This window comes from Gilliamella sp. B3127 (genome assembly GCF_026536935.1).
In the GTDB taxonomy this organism is placed as follows: Bacteria; Pseudomonadota; Gammaproteobacteria; order Enterobacterales; family Orbaceae; genus Gilliamella; species Gilliamella apicola_E.
In genome coordinates, this window is record NZ_JAFNNI010000002.1 from 127,869 (window position 1) to 149,363 (window position 21,495).

17 protein-coding genes are annotated in these 21,495 nt (G+C 36.6%); 5 read left to right on the forward strand and 12 right to left on the reverse strand.

From position 1 onward, the window contains the following. The 4 genes from J3U00_RS03735 (at position 1) to J3U00_RS03750 (ending at position 4,546) form a co-directional block, all read left to right on the forward strand. The gene (locus J3U00_RS03735; RefSeq protein WP_267331607.1) at positions 1 to 1,392 is read left to right on the forward strand and encodes a glycoside hydrolase family 1 protein; all 1,392 of its coding nucleotides are present in this window, start codon (positions 1 to 3) and stop codon (positions 1,390 to 1,392) included. Between the two features lie 66 nt (positions 1,393 to 1,458). Then, positions 1,459 to 2,289 carry a histidine phosphatase family protein gene (locus J3U00_RS03740; RefSeq protein ID WP_267331608.1) on the forward strand — a complete coding sequence of 277 codons (831 nt, stop codon included), beginning with the start codon at positions 1,459 to 1,461 and terminating at the stop codon, positions 2,287 to 2,289. 137 nt (positions 2,290 to 2,426) lie between these two features. Next, the gene (locus J3U00_RS03745) at positions 2,427 to 3,767 is read left to right on the forward strand and encodes an OprD family outer membrane porin (RefSeq protein WP_267331609.1); all 1,341 of its coding nucleotides are present in this window, start codon (positions 2,427 to 2,429) and stop codon (positions 3,765 to 3,767) included. Between the two features lie 14 nt (positions 3,768 to 3,781). After that, positions 3,782 to 4,546: a histidine phosphatase family protein gene (locus J3U00_RS03750; RefSeq protein WP_065562679.1), complete on the forward strand. Its 765-nt coding sequence runs from the start codon at positions 3,782 to 3,784 to the stop codon at positions 4,544 to 4,546. 40 nt (positions 4,547 to 4,586) lie between these two features. Here the strand turns inward: J3U00_RS03750 and J3U00_RS03755 are convergent, their stop codons facing one another. Continuing rightward, positions 4,587 to 5,867 (reverse strand): MFS transporter, encoded by a 1,281-nt coding sequence (locus J3U00_RS03755; protein WP_267331610.1) that lies wholly within the window; start codon positions 5,865 to 5,867, stop codon positions 4,587 to 4,589. A 149-nt stretch (positions 5,868 to 6,016) separates the two neighbouring features. On the opposite strand from J3U00_RS03755, the gene J3U00_RS03760 reads away from it, so the two are divergent. Continuing rightward, the gene (locus J3U00_RS03760) at positions 6,017 to 6,541 is read left to right on the forward strand and encodes a methylated-DNA--[protein]-cysteine S-methyltransferase (protein WP_267331611.1); all 525 of its coding nucleotides are present in this window, start codon (positions 6,017 to 6,019) and stop codon (positions 6,539 to 6,541) included. Positions 6,542 to 6,883: 342 nt separating this feature from the next. On the opposite strand, the gene J3U00_RS03765 is transcribed toward J3U00_RS03760, so the two are convergent. From J3U00_RS03765 to deoD, 11 genes are all read right to left on the reverse strand, one after another. After that, positions 6,884 to 8,110, reverse strand: coding sequence for a hypothetical protein (locus tag J3U00_RS03765; RefSeq protein WP_267331612.1), 1,227 nt, complete (start codon positions 8,108 to 8,110; stop codon positions 6,884 to 6,886). Positions 8,111 to 8,848: 738 nt separating this feature from the next. Continuing rightward, positions 8,849 to 10,381, reverse strand: coding sequence for a hypothetical protein (locus J3U00_RS03770; RefSeq protein ID WP_267331613.1), 1,533 nt, complete (start codon positions 10,379 to 10,381; stop codon positions 8,849 to 8,851). A 331-nt stretch (positions 10,382 to 10,712) separates the two neighbouring features. Beyond that, entirely contained in the window at positions 10,713 to 11,615 is a 903-nt protein-coding gene (locus J3U00_RS03775) for a lysine exporter LysO family protein (protein ID WP_220225912.1), read from the reverse strand. Between the two features lie 93 nt (positions 11,616 to 11,708). Next, positions 11,709 to 12,635 carry a VirK/YbjX family protein gene (locus tag J3U00_RS03780; protein ID WP_218058455.1) on the reverse strand — a complete coding sequence of 309 codons (927 nt, stop codon included), beginning with the start codon at positions 12,633 to 12,635 and terminating at the stop codon, positions 11,709 to 11,711. Between the two features lie 223 nt (positions 12,636 to 12,858). After that, on the reverse strand, positions 12,859 to 14,160 hold the full coding sequence (gene eno / locus J3U00_RS03785) for a phosphopyruvate hydratase (protein WP_065563300.1): 1,302 nt from the start codon (positions 14,158 to 14,160) through the stop codon (positions 12,859 to 12,861). A 46-nt stretch (positions 14,161 to 14,206) separates the two neighbouring features. Continuing rightward, positions 14,207 to 15,844: a glutamine hydrolyzing CTP synthase gene (gene pyrG, locus J3U00_RS03790; RefSeq protein ID WP_065563301.1), complete on the reverse strand. Its 1,638-nt coding sequence runs from the start codon at positions 15,842 to 15,844 to the stop codon at positions 14,207 to 14,209. 201 nt (positions 15,845 to 16,045) lie between these two features. Then, the gene (locus J3U00_RS03795) at positions 16,046 to 17,689 is read right to left on the reverse strand and encodes an IgaA/UmoB family intracellular growth attenuator (RefSeq protein ID WP_267331614.1); all 1,644 of its coding nucleotides are present in this window, start codon (positions 17,687 to 17,689) and stop codon (positions 16,046 to 16,048) included. A gap of 246 nt (positions 17,690 to 17,935) precedes the next feature. Continuing rightward, a complete protein-coding gene (locus tag J3U00_RS03800; protein WP_267331615.1) occupies positions 17,936 to 18,613 on the reverse strand; it encodes an IgaA/UmoB family intracellular growth attenuator in 678 nt (225 codons plus the stop codon). Between the two features lie 79 nt (positions 18,614 to 18,692). Continuing rightward, a complete protein-coding gene (locus J3U00_RS03805; protein WP_416379881.1) occupies positions 18,693 to 19,385 on the reverse strand; it encodes a Crp/Fnr family transcriptional regulator in 693 nt (230 codons plus the stop codon). Positions 19,386 to 19,535: 150 nt separating this feature from the next. Next, positions 19,536 to 20,708, reverse strand: a complete 1,173-nt coding sequence (gene tsgA / locus J3U00_RS03810) for an MFS transporter TsgA (RefSeq protein ID WP_267331617.1) — start codon at positions 20,706 to 20,708, stop codon at positions 19,536 to 19,538. A gap of 25 nt (positions 20,709 to 20,733) precedes the next feature. Further along, the gene (gene deoD / locus J3U00_RS03815; protein WP_065563305.1) at positions 20,734 to 21,441 is read right to left on the reverse strand and encodes a purine-nucleoside phosphorylase; all 708 of its coding nucleotides are present in this window, start codon (positions 21,439 to 21,441) and stop codon (positions 20,734 to 20,736) included. Positions 21,442 to 21,495 lie beyond the last annotated feature (54 nt).

The window sequence follows — 21,495 nt, forward strand, 5'->3', positions numbered from 1 at the left end:
ATGGCAAATACATTTCCTAGTGATTTTTTATGGGGTGGCGCTATTGCTGCCAATCAAGTTGAAGGTGCATATCGTGAAGATGGCAAAGGGCTATCAACATCTGACTGCACGCCTAATGGTCTATTTGGTGATATTGTCGATCGCAATAAAGTCGATATTACCAGTATTAAAGATCGGGCAATCGACTTTTATCATCGCTATCCAGAAGATGTTGCCCTGTTTGCTGAGATGGGATTCACCTGTTTAAGAACATCTATCGCTTGGACCCGAATCTTTCCAAATGGTGATGAAGAGCAACCAAATGAAAAAGGCCTGGCGTTTTATGACAAACTATTTGACGAAATGTTAAAACACAACATTACGCCACTTGTCACCTTATCGCATTATGAAATGCCCTACTACCTTGTCACACAATATGGTGGATGGGGAAATCGTAAAGTCATCGAATTTTTTACTCGTTATGCCAAAACAGTATTTGAACGCTATAAAAATAAAGTGAAATATTGGTTAACTTTCAATGAAATCAATATGTCACTCCACGAACCTTTTACTGGCGTTGGTTTAGATCGTAACAGTACTAAAGCCGAAATCTATCAAGCGATTCATCATCAATTAGTTGCCAGTGGCCGTGTGGTAAAATTGTGTCATCAAATCATTCCTGATGCCAAAATCGGTAATATGTTACTTGGCGCTATCGCCTACCCGCTTACGCCAAAACCAGAAGATGTATGGGCGACACATGTAGAAAATCATGGTTGGTTATTCTTTGGGGATGTTCAGGCTCGTGGTTACTACCCAACGTATATGAATCGTTACTTTAAAGAGAACAATATTGAGCTAACCATTACCGATCGAGATCGTGAAGATTTAAAAGAAACCATCGACTTTATCTCATTTAGTTACTATATGAGTTGTTGTGGCACAGCGGACGATTCACTCCGTCAAAAAGGTAATATTCTTGATATGGTCCCAAATCCTCACCTTAAAGCATCTGAATGGGGCTGGCAGATTGATCCGGTTGGTATTCGTTACTTATTAAACCTACTTTATGAGCGTTTTCAAAAACCACTGTTTATTGTTGAAAATGGTTTAGGCGCCAAAGACAAACTTGAAGCAGATGGCACGGTTAATGATGATTATCGTATAAACTATATGAATGATCACTTAGTGCAAATTCGCGAAGCTATTAACGACGGCGTTGAAGTAATGGGATACACCAGTTGGGGACCAATTGACCTCATTAGTGCATCAAAAGCAGAAGTCACCAAACGTTATGGTTTTATCTATGTTGATCTAAACCAAGATTGCTCAGGCTCATTAAAACGCTATAAAAAGAAAAGCTTTTATTGGTATCAGTCTGTGATTTTATCCAAAGGTGCAACTTTAAAATAATGATCATGCTGGTAATGTCTGCTCGGCATTACCTGCAAATGTACTGAGCAGATTACGAGGATAAAGATGATAAATAAAATAATTAAAATCACCACCAGTTTACTGTTGTTGACCGCACTCTCGACTGGATGTAGTAATCAACCAAGCAGTAGGTTTAATGCTAATCGTGATGATGTGGTTACCATCTATTTTGCAAGGCATGGTAAAACGTTATTCAATACCTATGATCTAGTACAAGGCTGGGCCGATTCACCCTTAACCGACAAAGGAATAGAAACGGCGCGTTATTTAGGTGAAGGCTTTAAAAAGAAATACATCAGATTTGATGCTTATTACACCAGCGATTCAGGTCGTCAACGCGAAACCATGCAAGTGTTGTTAGCTCAAAAAGGGGTAAAACATTACAAAATACAAGAGTTAAAAGGCCTACGCGAAGTTTTTTACGGCGGATTTGAAGGCGGTACTAATGCGAAAATGGTATCCGCAGCTATGAAATCACTGGGTTACAAGTCGGTTGATGCCTTTTATAAAAGTTATGTACAAGGGCAGATCCCAGTAACAACGTTAACCGAAGCGATTGCCAAAAGTGATCCTAAGCATGAAGCGGAAAACTTTACCCAAGTTAAAGAGCGCACTCAAAACGCACTCCACACTATTGTAGAGAACGCACTGGCTAAGCATCAAAAAAATATATTGGTGATCTCATCAGGCATGTCGATTCAAGCAATGATTTATGACTTAACTGATAATCCTATTAAAAACAGACCATTAGCGAATGCAACTGTCGTCAAAATTGTTTACCAAAATGGTAAATATAAGGTAGTTGAAATTGGCAGTATGGACTATGTTAATGAGGGTAAATCATCATTAAATATCGGTGAAAATCGTCAAAATTAGAAACAATTAGTAAAATTTAGTCGAATAGGATTGTTACTGCTTTTGCAGGCAAAACCTAAATATGACTCAAGCTTGATAGCTTGGGTTGTGTTTAGGTTTTTTTTTGGAAAAAAAATTTATAAAAATAGGAAATAATAATGAAAATAAAGTACGTCTCCTTAGCATTACTTAACATCATGTGTTTTTCAGCTATTGCCGCTGATTCAAATTCAATCAATAGTGAAAATGGCTTTTTGAATAATGCCTTTTTCAAAGATACTAAATTTGAATTTTCAACACGTAACCATTGGAAGTATTTAAAAGAAAACGCATCCCAACCTAAAGAAGTCCATAGTGCATGGGGTCAAGCATTTACGCTCAATTATAAATCGGGTTATTTATTCGATACCCTAGGTTTTGATTTCACCTATGATAACGTTATAAAACTTGGTGCTAGTGACTACTTTGCAACTCGTAACCTACTCTATAACTCAGGCAAAAAACCAAACAAACACAATGCGCATGGTTTTAACAAATTTACTCAACGTTATGCCAAAGTCAAACTCGGTGATAAAAATATCAACTTTAATGGTAAAGTCGGATGGCATAGCTTAAAAGATACGGGGGTAATGAGTTCATCACAACATTTAACTCGTTATAGTTATTTGGGATACAGTGGCGTATTAAAATACTCAAACTTAGCGCTACAACTTGCTTACATCGACAGCGCCTTCCCGCGTGAATCATCGAAAAAAGTGCATTTTTATAGCTTAGATAGAAAACACGTCATTGATAATATCAAAACGGCCGGTATTGCGTATAATGACAAAATAGTAAAACTTGATTACTCCTATGGCGTTGCTAAAGACTATATCAAACGTCATGCTATCGAGTTCTCTTATAAACCGATGGATAAACTTATTCTTGGTTCACAAATTTACGGTAGTACCGCACTTAAAAACCATGACAAAATGAAAGCTAATGTCCGTGATTTTGATGATTCAGCATGGCATTACGCCACTGACATTGAATGGAAAGAATCCGACTGGAGTGCTAAATTCGGTATCGCCCATACTGACGCTAACCGCAAAGGTGCTATCGGTTACTATGGCCGTCATATTGGTAAAAACAATCGTGGACGTTTTAACGGTATGGCAGCAGCTGCAGCCGACTATATGCGTGATGGTGAACTGGTATTTTCAAGCATATTGACTTACGACTTCTTTAAAGACAATACCACAGGTTTATATCTCAACTACGGTGAATTTAATTACAAACATGAAACCTTAAAAAATGGCGAAATCAACGTGTTTAACATCTTTAAACCAACAAGTGGCACATTTAAAAATCTATCTATTTTGTCAAAATTTGGTTATGGTTGGTCTTATAAAACCTTAAGCAGTAAAGACATTACGCCAAAATTAAGAGACGGCAAAGCTCAACGTTCACCAACACTGTCAGCCGAAACCGTTATTGATTATCGATTCAACTTATTATAGAAAAGGACGAAACTATGAAAAAACTCATTAAACTTATTGGATTAACCGCTATCCTTACCGCATCAATTGCACAATCATTTGCTGCCGAAGTGAATATCTATTTTACCCGTCATGGTAAAACCATGTTCAACAACGTCCATCGTGCTCAAGGATGGTCAGACACGCCACTAACAAAACCGGGAATTGAAGTGGCACAGCAACTTGGTCGTGGCTTAAAAGGTATCGACTTTATTTCGGTCTATTCAAGCGATTCAGGCCGAGCAAGACAAACTGCGCGCATTGTTCTTGAATCTAAAGGTGATACAAAATTAAGCATTAACGAAATGGAAGGATTACGAGAAACGTGTTTTGGTGATTTTGAAGGTGATCTTGATCCCAACATGTGGAATCCCGCAGCACAGCACCTAGGTTATGAGTCTGACAAAGCATTAATGGCTGATTTAGCTAAAGGTAAAGTCACCCTTAAAAAAATGATGGATGCGATTAAAGCCGTTGAAAAATCAGGCGAAGCAGAAGACTACAATGCCGTTAAAACACGTATGCAAGCATCATTAAGAGCAATTGCAAAATCAGCCCAAGAACAAGGTGGCGGTAATGTTCTTGTTGTTTCTCACGGCATGGCAATTATGGCTATGGTTGAAGAAATGTTAGATAAACCAATCACAAGTGGACTAGGTAACGCGAGCGTCACTAAAATTCGTTACACTGATGATGGCAAATTCATTGTTGAATCATTAGGTGACATGAGCTATGTCGAAAAAGGCAAAGCAGTAAAATAACCTATAAAAAAGGCTCACCAAAGTGAGCCTTTTTAACTTTTTACTCAGAAAAATCACTATTTAACGTCTCTTTAATCAACCATGTTGCGATGATACTAATGATTGACGCCACCGCCACATAATAGCCTACCCACGTCAAACTACCATGTGCTACTAAATAATTAGCAATAATTGGCGCAATTGATGCCCCTAAAATCCCACCAATACTATACGCTGCTGACGACCCGGTATAACGAATATTAGTCGGAAAAATCTCGGGTAAAAATGCCCCCATAGGCGCAAAAATAATCCCCATCAAAAATAGTGATAAGCATAAATAGGTCATCACCAATAATTCACTACCACTAGCCATAAATTGAGTCATCAACAGACCAGATAGCGCAACAAGCATTAAGCCAACAATTAACACCGGCTTACGCCCGTATTTATCGCTAAGTCGGGCAGAAATCGGGGTAGCGATCGCCATAAATACAATCGCTACACACAAAAATCCTAAAAAATGACCTTTTTCAATGCCCAAGTATTTAGTGCCATATTGCAATAAAAAGGCTGTGGTTATATAAAAAAGCGTATAACAACCTACCATCGAAAAGGAGCCTAACGTCAACGCTTTCCAATGGTGAACAAACATATTCATTACTGGCATTTTAACTTGTTTTTTATTGGCTAAAGCTTGAGTGAAAATGGGGCTTTCAACTAATTTTAATCGGACATACAAACCAATAACCACAAGAACCGCACTAAGAACAAAAGGAATACGCCAACCCCAATCTAAAAACTGCTCATTACTCAGCGAAAGCGTAACACATAAAAATACCCCATTAGATAATAAAAACCCAATCGAAGGGCCTAACTGAGGAAACATCCCAAACAGAGCGCGTTTATTTTTTGGCGCGTTTTCCGTTGCCAATAATGCTGCACCACCCCACTCACCACCAAGACCTAAGCCTTGTGCCAAACGTAAAATACACAACAAAAATGGCGCCCAAAAGCCAATCACACTATACCCAGGTAACAAACCAATTAACGCCGTAGCAACGCCCATCAAAATAAGCGATACAACTAGGGTGGACTTTCGACCAATGCGATCACCAAAATGACCAAACAAAATCGCCCCAATAGGCCTTGCAACAAAAGCTATACCGAACGTTGCAAATGATTGCAACGCTTGAGCCGATGGCGAACTATCAGGAAAAAATACCGGCCCAATCACTAGCGCAGCAGCGGTGGCGTAAATATAAAAATCATAAAATTCAATTGCAGTGCCGATAAAACTAGCAAACGCTACGTTCGACATTGAATTGGCTGGTTTAGTATTCATCATTCATTCCAAAATTATTTTATTTTTAAATAAGTGCAAATATTATAGTTATTAACAACCCGTTTACCATCATAAATAAAAAAAGTAATATCTCTATTTTCAATATAAGAACTTGCTATAATAATATAATCGGTCAAAAAGGATTTTATATGTATCACACCAGTCATTATTCATCACCACTGGGGCAAATCACCCTAGCAAGTCAGCACAATAAATTAGTGGGTGTTTGGATTGAAGGACAAAAATATTTTGGCCAAATGCTAAGCGCCCAAAAAGAAGAGGCGCCAAATTTAGCCATATTTAATCAAACCAAAAAATGGTTGGATGACTACTTTGCCGGCAAAAAACCAACTATCACAAAACTGGCTTTAGCACCACAAGGTAGCGAATTTAGACATAAAGTGTGGGATATATTGGTAAAAATCCCTTATGGTAAGGTGATTACCTATGGTGATATTGCTAAACAAATCAGCGCCAACATGTCCAGCCAAGCAGTCGGCGGTGCCGTCGGCCACAACCCCCTTTCCATCATTATCCCTTGCCACCGCGTAGTAGGCACAAATGGCAACTTAACAGGTTATGCAGGTGGAATTGATAAAAAGGTGTGGTTGCTAGAACATGAACAAGTTGATATAAAAGATTTTTTTGTCCCCAAAAAAGGAACAGCTATTTAAAGATAAATATTTTTTAGCCAAAAAATCAAAAACCCCGCTCCTCAACTTTTTTTCTGAGATAAAATACCTCAAAAATAAACCCGCCTAGGCGGGTAATTCAAACGTCGCTAAGCCACAAAATTGCTTTTATCGATCAGCAATGTTGACTCGTAGCTTACTTTTAATAACTTGATATTATCTTCTCCCTCGCTGCCCTAAGGATTAAGGACGAAGAAATAAATACTAAGGATAGGCACAAAGCCCGTAAAGGTCGTTGTAGGTGTAGTCCCAACCCACATCACCATCGAGTATGCGCACGACAATCTGGCTACGAGCAATATTCGGGTTCGGGTCACTAGTCCATTAATAAAAGTCGGTGAAGCCAACGCCTGAATAATTCTGCATACGACCCCACTCCGCAAAAAATCCAGCACCTACATGACGCATGTAATTATTACCATGTGAAGAAGGAGTTGCGCCAGAGATAGCAGGATTTGTACGAACTGAATTGGTTAAATCCTTTACCTTAGGAAGACGATAACCAATACTATTACACCAAGATAACTGATAATAATGACTGTCACGCTTAGAACCACGGTTGACGAACCACTGCTTCAAAGTAAAACCATATTTAACGATAGGACGACCACTACTATCTCGACCGACCAACTCAAATGTCTGAGGCAAAATAAGTGTGGAAAGACGACCAGGATTGTCTGAATTAATCTGAGATCGAGTAGCGAAAGGACCCGTTAAAGTTACACGTACGCTTGCAGCAGTAGAATTAGTCATTGTAGCAGTGATACCACCATGAGATACCGGAGACCAAGACAACGAACCTCCACCACCAATTTCTAAGTCAAAGTACAGTCCATTAGCGCCAGTAGTAGGAAAGTTTTGCCCGTAACGTGAGGGGTCAGTTGACTGAGGGATAAAACCATGATAAGGGGACCACATCCAAGACGGACCAGCATAATTATGAGATGGGCGAGAAGGATTATCACCTTGGTTACCAAACATTAAATTAGGCCGAGCAAAACAAACTACCGGCGCAGCCTTAGGATTGACGTAATAAGTCACACTACTGGCACTGAAATTACTACGATTAGGAAAACCGTAACGAGTAGATAATGTACCGCTAGTACTGGATAACGTAACCTTATAAGGTGCCTTACAAATTGTTGGAACGGTACTACGTGATACTGCTTGATTGTATTTATCAACGATAGATAAACTTAAAGAACCTGTAGCTGTAACGTTAGCATCACCATCATCATCCCCCCAATAATTATAAGGCGAACCGATAAGAGAACTCAAAGCGACTGAATTAGTATCAGTAGGAACCAACATACGGATATCGGCAAAACTCTGACCTGCAACCGGCAAGACGATAGGTCTTGAAGAAGATGAAGGATTGGTTGAAGGCGTGTACTTAGTTCCGTCAGATAACGTAATCCTAAGCAGACCGTCAGTATTAACAACACGTGTACGACCACCATCGAAAGTCAAATACGGTGCACTACCCTGTATTGCATTCCTAGTTGTCTGTGAAGTTAATGCGTGCCCCGAAAAAGGAAGAAAAAGAACCACGAAATAAACAATCTTCCGGGATAATTGGGAAAAGGATCGAAAATAGGATCTGAAAGAGGATCGCGGAAGCGATCGCGCGAAAATTCGCAGAATTTCAGTTGATTGCGTGGAAAAATAAGCGTTAGCGAAAAATTTAAGATGAAAGTTGGACTTAGACGAATTTAAAAGGTAGGTTTGGCAGGTTGGCTGTTGGCTGTTGAAAATTATAATGCATTTTAGACTGTCCTGTCAAGTAATTTTTTGATTTATTTACGATTTTATACTTTTCTATCAAATTTTAGCCTATTAGCTAAAACCGTGTAAAAAGTATAGTGATTGGAAAAACACGATGCAACACTTTTTTTCGCTCAATTACGTTAACTTTTGTAAGCAAGATATAAAAAGATCTAATTTATAATTGGTTAATTACTGTTTTAATTAAAAATATTGTAATTACAAATCTTTAAAATTAGAGCGATTGATCCTCGAAAATTTTATTTTAATATTTAAAATCGTAATTTTGATCATTTAAAAGTTTTTAAGTGAAATTTAAAACCTCAAAAACACCACTCCTCAACTTTTTTTGTAATAAAAAATCTCAAAAATAAACCCGCCGAGGCGGGTAATTCAAACATCGCTTAGCCACAAAATCACTTTTTTATGGCTAAACGACGTTGACTCGTAGCTTACTTTTAATGACTTAATACTATTTTTTATCACTTCCCCCCCGACCTAAGGATAAGGACGAAGAAATAAGAACTAAGGATAAGTACAAAGTCCGCCGTTATTTGCGTCATTTTGGTACGAATTCACATAACCGTTGAGTGCGTACACAATAAAATTGCGATTACCATCCTGATCACTAGTCCAATAGTAAGCGCTTATGAAGTCAGCTCCTGAGTAATCGTCCATTTTGCCCCACTCCGTGAAAAAACCTGAACCAATGCGACGCTGATAATGATTGCCAGATGACGAAGGGATTGCGCCCATACGATGATTTGAATTAGTTAAATCACTTACACGTGATACGCGATAACCTAAATTGTTACACCAAAAGACAAGATCAGGATAAAAGTCCTCATAGCTAGTACCACGGTTAACGAACCACTGCTTTAGCGTAAAACCATATTTAACAATTGCATTACCTTGACTATCGCGACCGACTAATTCAAAGGTCAGAGGTAAAGGTGGCTTAGGTATTGGACCTGGAAAGCCAGAATCGTGTTGGGACTCAGTGGCGACAGGACCTGTTAATGTGACTCGAACACCTGTACTTGTGGAATTGCTCATAGTAGCGGTTATCCCCCCCTTAGAAACAGGAGCCCAAGACAATGCCTGATTACTACTCGAAATGACTAAATCAAAGTATAAACCATGAGCACCAGTAGTCGGAAAATTTAAACCGTAAGATGATTGAGGAAGAAAACCATTTGCAGGGTCCCAAATCGAGGCAGGACCGCTAAAATCTAGCGGCCAATTATTCTCCTTGTTCTTACCATACAATAGGTTAGGCCTTGCAAAACAAACCGTTGGCGATGGTTTAGGATTGATATAATAGGTCACATTACTTGCACTAAAGTTACTATGACTTGGAAGACCATAACGTGTGCTTAATATACCATCTGTATTGGTTAATTTTACTTGATAAGGTGCATTACAAATTTTTGGTACTGCATTACGTGATACTGATTGCCCGTTTTTATCGACGATAGATAAACTCAAAGAACCTGTAGCTGTAACGCCAGAATCACCATCATCATCCCCCCAATAATTATAAGGTGGACCGATAAGAGAACTTAAAGTGACTGAATTAGTATCAGTAGGAACCAACATACCTATATCAGCAAAACTCTGCCCCACAACCGGCAAGGCGATAGGTCTTGAAGAAGATGAAGGATTGGTTGAAGGCGTATATTGTGTACCGTCAGATAACGTAATACCAAGCAGACCGTCAGTGCTTGTAACTCGTGTATAACCACCATCAAACGTTAAATACGGTGCATTACCGTGAATCTGATTTAAGGTTTTAGAGGTTAATGCATAGCTGGAATAGAAAGGTATTAACAAAAAGCTTAGCGGTAAAACGATCAGTCGGAATAATTTAGATCCTAGAGATGATCGGAATGATGATTCAAATGACGATCGAAGTAACGGTAGACTCAACGATCGACTACGCGATCTTAAATTTTCGTCGATTAATAAACTGAAGTGAAAAAAAGGAGTTTGAGAGTTTAAATTAAGCGTATTTAAATTATAGGTTGGCCAAGTTGCCAATTGAAAATTATAATGCATTTTAGACTGCCTTGTCAATTAAGTTCTTGATTTATTTATTTTTTTCATGTTTGCTGCTAATGTTTTAGCTACTCAGCTAACCCAATTTCAAAGTATAGTGACCCGAAAAATATGACGCAATATTTTTTGCGTTTAGGATAGTTAATCTTTGTAAAGAATATCAGAAAATATCTAAAGATAATCATTAAATAAAGTATTTATTATTTGATAAATATCAAGTTTACAACTTTCTAAAAAACATCATTTTTGACTATAAAAGTTTTATTTATTTAAGGAGGATTTTAAATCCCAAAAACCCCGCTCCTCAACTTTTTTACTCTAATATCAATTCTTAACCATAATTAAACAAGGTCATAAAAATCGGCATGATTAAGGTTAATAGAAAGCCTTGGACGATGGCGGGTGGTACGATGCTGATTCCGGCGCCTTTTTGTAGCATAGGTAGCGTAAAGTCCATCGATGTAGCCCCACATAAACCTAACGCTGTGAATTTGTATCGTTTGATTAGGGTTGGGATTAGGATAATGGCGCATAATTCGCGTAGGATGTCATTTAGGAAAGTGGCACTGCCTATAATTGGGCCATGAGCTTCGGTCATGAGTATTCCTGATAGTGAATACCAGCCAAAGCCTGATGACATTGCCAGCCCTACTCGTACGGGTTGTGACAATATGAGTGCTGCAATAATCCCGCCTAAGAAGGTACTTAGTACCACAATAATAGTGGTAACTATGCCGACTTTGTTGAGTAGGATCTGTTTTAGTGAGATGTTGTTACTTCGTAATTGTATACCAATAAGTAGCAATAAAAAGACGAGTACCACTTTGGTGATGTCTTCACTATATTGCCAAATAAAGAGTGGAAAGAGTCCGGCAATAAAGCCGGCGATTAGCGCTATGCACACTCGCAGTGATTCTAAGATCATTTTGAATCGTGATTCATAATTTTGTTTACTATGGGTGGTGCGCCACGGTAAAAATAGGTCAATTAGCGCTAAAAAGATGAAATTGCCACCAAAGGTGCAAACAAAAATGATCGCGGTGTAAAATAGGATAACTTTTATGTTAGAAGCTAGATTATCTAAGTGAGCCAACTCGGTTCCCATGATAAATAAAATAAAATAGACCATCCAACTTAAGATTAGGTTTATTTTGGTGATCCATTTTTGCTCTTTGAATTTAATCAAATAACCTAGACATAACGGCACTAAAGCAATAAGAATACCAAAATACATGTTTTATTCCTTTATTTTCATTTTTAAAAGTCGAATTTTTTATATCGCTTGCTAATTTAAACAAGCGATTTTTTTTGTCGTTAATCCATACTATTATGTTAATGCTGCTAATTGAGTTTCAATTTTATTTTGCAGTTCATCTAATAATGCATAACGATTGCGATACTCAGAACGTTTTTTACTGGCAATATCTTCAATGGCTTTTCGGTTGATTTGGGTGGGTAAAATAAATAACGATCTTTCGTCTTGTTTACCGTCAATAGTTAACCAAAAATCATCATAATCAGATAAGATTCTTTCTTGTCGGCTGTTGTAGCGCCAGTTGTTGTAAACATGGGTTTTATTGCCCACAGCAATAATTTGTTCAAGCTGGAAATAACGAGCAATAATTAATGCGGCTTCCACCACAACACGTTTAGGAAATAGTCCATAACACTGTTTTGTTGCTTGCTGAACTCTGGTGCGAGCGTCTTGATGCCCCGTTCCTTGTAATCCTGCTATAAACAGTGTTGGTTTTTGTTGGTATTGGTTAATGGTGAAGGTTAACGTGGCTAAATCAATGCCATCATTGTCATAAAAATATAAGCTTAGCTCACCTTCACGAGCAAACTTGTTACGTGCTTGGATGGCGATTTTTATGTTAGCTTCGTTCTTAGCCACAACACTTGCTAGTTCAAATGATGAATCTGGATTGTAAAAAGCTTTAGTCATGCTATCAGGATGATTTGCTAAAAAGTCATAATGATAAGCTAAGGCTTCATAGCGCTCTTGTTGACTTAAACAAGATGCTAAATAAGGTCGTTGTAATTTACAGGGTAAATTGGTTTGGCATGATAGATAGTATCCAAGTAATGGGTATTGTCTTAATTTATCTAGTAATTTAAGCGTTATTGGGCTTAAAAATAGGGTCCTGAAAAAAAATTTATAACGATAAGTCGGTTTAAGCCATAGTTCATTAAGCGGTAGTTTACCTGTACAAAGCCAGTTAAAAAGTTGCCATTTACTTTTAGGCTGGGACATATTCGTAATATTGTTCATAAGCAGAAAAATGTGTTCGTAAGTTTGTAAGAAAATTATATGTGGCTAAATTATTAAATATCAATTTAATATTAACGTAAATTTAAATGTTTTAAGTAAGCTGATAAGAGTACAACACAACCTTAGTCAACGCAACCCTAGCGGTGTGATGAATAAAAAAACGGTGAACTGTGTCACCGTTTTTATGATCGTTTAAAAAAACGAATTATTGACCTTTAACTTCTTTTAAACCGTTGAATGGTGCTTTTGAACCAAGCGCTTCTTCAATACGGATTAATTGGTTGTATTTAGCAACACGGTCAGAACGGCTCATAGAACCAGTTTTGATTTGACCAGCAGCTAAACCAACAGCTAAATCAGCAATTGTTGAATCTTCAGTTTCACCACTACGGTGTGAAATTACTGCTGTATAACCAGCATCTTTCGCCATTTTAACTGCTGCGATAGATTCAGTTAATGTACCGATTTGGTTAACTTTAACTAGGATTGAGTTAGCGATACCTTTTTCAATACCTTGTTTGAAGATTTTGGTGTTAGTTACAAATAGATCGTCACCAACTAATTGGATTTTGTGACCTAATGCTTTAGTTTGGTATGCCCAACCTTCCCAATCGCTTTCATCTAAACCATCTTCGATTGATACGATTGGATACTCATTAGTTAAACCTTCTAAATAGTGAGTAAATTCTTCAGCAGTGAATTCTTTGTTTCCTTCACCTTTTAATACGTATTTACCAGTTTCTTTGTTGTAGAATTCAGATGCAGCACAGTCCATCGCTAAAGTAATGTCTTTACCTAGTACATAACCTGCTTTTTCTACAGCTTCTTTGATACATGCTAATGCTTCAGCGTTTGAACCTAAGTTAGGTGCAAAACCACCTTCGTCACCAACAGCAGTATTCATGCCTTTAGCGTGAAGTACTTTTGCTAAGTTGTGGAATACTTCAGAACCCATACGGATTGCTTCACGAACTGTTTTAGCACCAACTGGTTGAATCATGAATTCTTGAAGGTCGATGTTGTTATCAGCGTGTTCACCACCGTTGATGATGTTCATCATTGGTAATGGCATAGAGTATTGACCTGGAGTACCATTTAGGTCAGCGATGTGTTGATAAAGTGGTACACCTTTCGCTGCAGCTGCTGCTTTAGCTGTTGCTAAAGATACTGCTAGGATTGAGTTAGCACCTAAGTTAGATTTGAAATCAGTACCGTCTAAATCAAGCATGATTTGGTCGATTGCAGCTTGATCTAACGCATCTTTACCAATAACTGCTTTAGCGATTGGTCCATTTACGTTTTCAACAGCTTTAAGTACGCCTTTACCTAAAAAGCGAGATTTGTCACCATCGCGAAGTTCTAACGCTTCACGTGAACCTGTTGATGCACCAGATGGAACGATTGCAAGACCAACGAAACCACCTTCTAAATGAACTTCAGCTTCAACAGTTGGGTTACCACGAGAGTCGATGACTTCACGACCATGTACTTTAACGATTTTTGCCATGTTATTTTCCTCTATATGACAGATATATACCTAATGTAAACATAAATTATTTTTGCTGCTGATCTTGATAATCTTTGGCAGCTTTAACAAAACTACTAAATAATGGATGTCCATCACGTGGAGTTGATGTAAATTCTGGATGGAACTGACATGCAACAAACCAAGGATGGTCTGGAATTTCAATAATTTCCACTAATTTTTTATCAGTTGATAACCCTGTCACTTTTAAGCCAGCCTTGACAACTTCTGGTAATAAGTTGTTATTGACTTCGTAACGGTGACGGTGACGTTCGGTTATCGACTCTTTTTTATACATTTGAGCGACTAATGAATTTGGCTCTAAATGACAGATTTGCGAACCTAAACGCATGGTGCCACCTAAGTCGCTATTTTCATTACGTTGAACCACATTACCAGACTCATCACTCCATTCAGTGATTAATCCAATAACAGGGCTTGCACAATCTTTTACAAACTCTGTAGAGTTGGCATCTTTAATACCCGCTACATTACGTGCATACTCTATCATAGCAACTTGCATTCCGAGGCAAATTCCTAAATAAGGTATTTTGTTTTCACGTGCATAGCGCGCAGCAATAATTTTACCTTCAACGCCACGATAACCAAATCCACCCGGTATTAAAATCGCATCTAAGCCTGCAAGTAAATCGGTACCGCGTGATTCGAGGTCTTCTGAATCAATATAACGAATATGAACAGTTAAACGGTTTTTTAATCCACCGTGTTTTAACGCTTCATTTACTGATTTATATGCATCAGGTAATTCGATGTATTTACCTACCATGCCAATTGTGACTTCACCTACTGGATTCGCTTCTTCATAGATGACTTGTTCCCATTCAGAAAGATCGGCTTCCTTACATTCAAGATGGAAACGATTGCACACGTAGGTATCTAAATTTTGTGATTTCAATAATGCTGGAATTTTATAAATCGAATCAACATCTTTAAGTGAAATCACCGCTCGTTCAGGCACATTACAAAATAGTGCAATTTTAGCTCTTTCGTTAGCCGGAATTGCGCGATCTGAACGGCAAATTAGTATGTCAGGTTGAATACCAATTGATAATAACTCTTTAACTGAGTGTTGGGTCGGTTTGGTTTTAACTTCACCTGATGATGCAAGATAAGGCACTAATGTTAAGTGCATAAATAAGGTATGTTCACGACCAACATCAACCGCTAATTGGCGAATTGCTTCTAAGAATGGTAGTGATTCGATATCCCCCACTGTGCCACCCACTTCAACGATAGCGACATCGTAACCTTTGGCACCATCAATAACACGATCTTTAATCGCATTGGTAATATGAGGGATAACTTGGACTGTCGCGCCTAAATAGTCTCCACGACGCTCTTTTCGTAAAACGTCAGAATAAATACGTCCAGTTGTAAAATTGTTTTTTCGGCTCATTTTGGTGCGAATAAAACGCTCATAATGACCCAAATCGAGATCGGTTTCGGCACCGTCTTCAGTCACAAAAACTTCACCATGTTGAATTGGGCTCATTGTTCCCGGATCGACGTTGATGTAGGGATCGAGTTTTAGCATGGTGACTTTTAAATTGCGGGCTTCTAAAATTGCAGCTAATGAGGCTGCGGCAATGCCTTTACCTAAAGAAGAAACGACACCGCCTGTAACAAAAATATAATTCGTGACCATTAATACCAGACCATTATTAATTTAATTGAACAATATCACATTAGTTTAAATGATAAAACCCATGCAATATATGATGAATCAGACGGGAAATTAGTATAACAGAATATGGTTTCTCTCACAATTGAATAATTGAGTTTAATTACTTAGTTTGTTTACTAACTTGGTGTCTATTATTTAATTGCTGCTATTAACCCCGAACAGTTAATCGTTATATTCAAGAATTTTATCTTGATAATGACTAATAATTTTTTCGAGCCTAAATTGGTTGGTGGCTTTTTTCCATATATAAATAATAGTATTAATTAAGGCGATGAAGATAACAAACAGAAAGACAAAATTGTTGATCAAAATTGGCGATGAAAATAACTGATTTTTATCGATATCATTTCCATAATCAGTTGAAAGTGTTAGTTTCGAAATTTCTCCATTATGATAGTTTTCTTTGCTAACTTGATCCGTAATTTTGCTACTATTACCTGATGAAATACCCTTTATTTTATCACATTGAAGGTGTTGAGATTTGATATCTTGCGTATTTTGAATATCACATAAAATACGAGATAGATCCAAATTAACTCGATCCAAAGAGTGGATGGCGGATTGCTTCAAACTTACTTTATCATCAATATTCCACGTAGTGTCTGGTGCGGTTAATTGCTGATACGTAAAATCAAATTTTTCACCCGCATGAGTAAAAAAGAAAATTAAGATAGCCAATATTAATCCCGTAATGGCTAATATAATATTATGATGAACAAGTTTAGGTGCGCCATAATTTTTTACTTCTTCGCTAATCGATAAATATTCACCGCAACTAAGCAATTGTTTAGTTTTAAGTTCGACCTGCATATCAATCGGTATATCGGTGTTATTTGGGAGAAACATTTTCCAGTATGCAGGATAGTAAATATCAATGTTCGAATCGATAAACAATCGGCAATAGCTAGGCTTGTTAAGCCTTATTTCAGCTTTGATATGATTAACATATTCGGTCGGCAATTCTCGTTTTATACGCGATGCTATTAGGGAAAAAATAAAACAGATGATTGAAAAAATAACCAAGGCAATCGACTGAAAATGTTCTAAAGCTAATAAAAATATTACGCCTAAAACAAAAAAAACTGTCATTAATTTGCCAGAATTGCTTCGGTCTTGAAGCGCGGTTTCAAATTGATTTTTTTCTCGTTTGCTAAGAATTTCAAAAGGCGGTTTTTTTTCAGATGTCTCTGTTACTAGTTGTGTTAAGGTCTCATTAGATCTTTCTATATTATTCATACGAATAGGTTTAATTTTTCCCGTCTGCCAAAAATCATTGAGTTGTTCCTGTTTACGAGATGGTAGTTTTAAACTAGCTTGCAATAAATCATAACTGTTTATTTTAACAACGATTGCATAACTATTAGTAAAGACAATTTCAACCGTATTGAGAATTTTAGTCTTGGTGATAAATTCCCCTTGATATCGAGCTTCAAAGCCCATAATACCGATATCCATATTATAAGGAAAAAATAACTGAATATTACCTATCTTGTAATAATATTCATAACTGATTGCATCAGTAAATTCTTTTTCAATATACCCTTTTATTGTCGTAACATCAGAATTAATTAGTGAGCTTTCCCATTGATAAGGCGGCGTAATTTTTTCTTTATCATCAAGATAAGGCTGAAGAAAAGTAGCTTCTTCTTCAGTCAGTTGTCGAGTTGCATTTTCACGGATAAAGGTTTCTTTTTTAGTGGGCCTTTTTTTATTTAAATCTTTCTTTACTTGTCGTATCAAGATGATTGAACAAACCATCACGAATACGAAAAAAATAGTGGCTAAAGTGGCTAAAATAGTTAACATAATTTTAAGATCTTTTTATTTAAACTTTATATTAAAACGGTTTATTCAAGATTAATGATAGTACCTAATCTATTTTCATAATATTTTTTAATTTCTTTAATTCGACGTTGATTAACTTTTTTTATTAACTCTTTTAACACCGTTAATCATCGTGGTTAATGACATGACAATATCAATAAAAACATTGCTAATAGCAAATGGTAAATAATTTCTAAATTTGCTTCGAATTGTGGCTTCCAATGGTGTTTATTCTCGTTGGTAGAGTTTTTTATTAATTAAATCGTCTGAATTTACCTCATCGAGGTTTTTCAAATCATTTTTTTGATCAATTTGCGTGTAATCGCGCTCACCATCATAAATAGTGAGTGACTCAATATCAAAAGCATCTATATTATCGTTGCGTTTTTCATAAAATTTGTCAGCATGCTCTTTTAAATGCCCAAAATCGTTGAATTCATATTCCTCGTTTGGATCATAGTTTTCCTGTGCGGTTTTGATATCGTGATTATTAATGTTAACGACAATCCCATACCGTTTGGTAAATACAACTTCTATGAGATTAAATTGATCAATATACTTATCCATATTATATGGAAAGAACAGCTCTATATCGTCTATTTCATAATAATAGTCAATTTCATCAGTATTTTTGTTAAGACTATGACGACAACAAATCCCTTGAAGTTGTGATACTTTGTTATCAACTAATGAGGATTGAAATTTATAGGGATAAACCGCCATTTTACTGGTTAAAAAAGGTTGTAATAGGTCTAGCTCTTCATCCGTTAGATCTCTTATTGGTTCACGTAGGCTTAAGTGGTCCTCTAAATTATCCTTATTTATACTGCGCTCGCCTTTAAAAAGAATAAAGCTAACCATTCCAAAAATTAAAATGCCAATTTTTACAAGCGTAAACCAATCCATAGTAATTCCTTAATCCAATAATTCTTTTATTGACAAACAGCGTTTTTAAAAGCGACTTTATTTTTAATCTATTCCTACTCTATTTAGCGAATTTTCCTTTGAATTCGATAAAATCTTTTAAATTATTTATATCCTTAATTTCCAATTTACCAGCAACTTTATGAATAATATCTAAATGAATTAATTCATTAACTGCCCGACGATAGACACGATCGGTAGTGCCAAAACGCTCTGCTTCTAAGTAGTTTTTTTGAAAATTATTAACGGGATGAATATTTAGATGATGCTGATATATATCATAAGCAATGTTATAACAAATTGAATATAAAGTTCTTTTTAAGAAGATATCTAATGTTTCTTGATAATCAAAAGCAATAGCACTTGCAAAAAACAGTGCTAATTTAGGATATTTGAGTAATGATTGATATAATTTATCAATGCTGACGATAGCGACAGTTAGGGCTTCTTCGGCAATAATATCAAATTGACATAAATAGTCGGTAAAAAACTCCATTTCACCAAATATATGCTCATCACAATCTACTGTACCAAGATGGAATCGACGACCATTATTAGCCTGATAGCGTATCGAAATCGTACCATTATAAACAACAACTAAATTATCGACTTTACATCCTTGATGAAAAAGCGTGGTTTTTTCATCGACAATTTTCTTTTCTACAATGCATTGTTCTATAATTGATTCGAGTAATTTATTGTTTTCCTGCCAATAACGGCTAAATCGACCTTTATTTAAAGATTTTAATTGCATATCACCGAAGTTTTTAACCACAAAATATATACCCCATCAGAATCGATAACATATTGATAGTTAATTATCTATCGCGTTATCTCATTCTGAAGAGGCATCATTATAGTCAACCATTGTAATAAAAGCGATATCCTAAGTTAATTTCATTGATTACTTTTTTAGAGCTCTTTTCTTTAAGAACATTGATATAGCCAACATAACGATAATAACGGCATAATATATTGGTATGGTATTCATAATAACTTGAATGTCTAAATAGTTATGCAGTATTGAGCTAATAGCTGGGCTAAACATCGCCCCTGCACTGCCACTGATTAAAATAAATGAAACATTTTTGCTTGATGCATTTTTTACAAAGGTTACACCATAAGCGACAAAGGCATTATATAAAGCAGAGCAGACGAATCCATATCCATAAGTTAAGTAGCCAATGCGATCAAGGCTATCGTTATCACTGTATTCGGTGTTGACGATCATCAATGTCATAATAAAAGCTAATAAAATAATTGAGATAAAAAAGTGTTCAATTTTAACTCGCGTCACGATCACCGTTGAAACTAATGCCCCAATTAAAGCTGCTGCCCAATATTGGGTAATAATATTGCCAGCCAATTCAAACGATATAGAAAATTTTTGGCTAACAAATAACGGGGCCCACGTTAAGAAGGTATATAATGCTAACATTGCCAAAAATAATCCAATACCAGCAGATAATATCCCAAAATTCCACTCTGATGGCTGAGACTGTTTGACTGTTGGATGACTAATTAAATCGAAATTAGTCAATATAATGATAAATAACATTAAGACTGTTACCAGCCCAACCATTAAATAGCTACTTGCCCAAGATAAGTCATGAGTTAAAGCGTAGGTAGTAATCAGTGGGAAGATGACACCAGCAATGTTAAATGTCGCATCTTGTACGACTAACATTGTACTTTGGATCTTATCTTGCCAAGTTGATACCACAATTGTCCCCGCAATGCAGAGCCCTATACCACCGCACAAACCAATTAAAGTCATACAAACTTGAAGTATCAAAAGCGAGTTTGTGATATATAAAATAAGCGAACTGGCAATTATAATCGAATAACTAAGCAAGGTGATGCGTTTAATCCCAATAATATCGATTAAAAAGAATGCCAAAATAGTGCCTATTAACGCCCCACCATTTAATAAAGAAAAAATGAATGCGACACTGTTTACATCTGCATTAAAACTCTGTGCTATGGGTTCTATTAGCATACCAAACTGACTGGCAAAGCCAGCCATAATAAAATTAGCTAAAAAACTAATAAGTGTGAGCGATAATTTATTTTTCATATTTCCATCCGAGAAACGCAATAAATTAAGAGTTAACAGCCACGTTTAAAGCAAGTTTGATCATATTATTAAATGTCATTTGCCTCTCTTCCGCAGTTGTTTCTTCACCAGTTAAGCAGTGGTCTGAAACGGTTAAAATCGCTAACGATTCGACATTGAATTGTTGAGCAATTCCATATAGACCAGCCACTTCCATATCGATACCTAACACCCCTGATTTTTCGAGTGTACTTATTAATGTTTCGTCAGGATCATAATAAAGATCACCGCTAAATACATTCCCTACTTTAACCGGTAAATTCATGTTATTAGCCATTTCATAAGCTCGATGTAATAAGGAAAATGTCGCTGATGTAGCAATGTTATAACCATTTGCTCTTTTTTGATTTGTCATCGAATCGGTTCCTGCTGCTACAGCTAAAATCACATCACGCATTTTAACGCTTTGCTGTGTGGCACCTAAAGAACCTACTCGAATAATCCGTTTAACATTAAAGTCATTAATTAGTTCATGTGCATAAAGGGTTATTGATGGAATTCCCATTCCGTGCCCCATTACTGACACGGCTTTTCCTTGATATAAACCAGTATATCCAAGCATATTACGTACATTACAAACCTCTTTGGCGTCGGTTAAGTAATTTTCTGCAATAAATTTCGCCCGTAAAGGATCACCTGGCATGATAACGGTTTGTGCAAAGTCGTTGGGATTAGCATTAATATGTGCGGTCATAATATTTCCTGAATAATTAGTGATTTGAATTAATTATAATAAGGAAATTTTTCA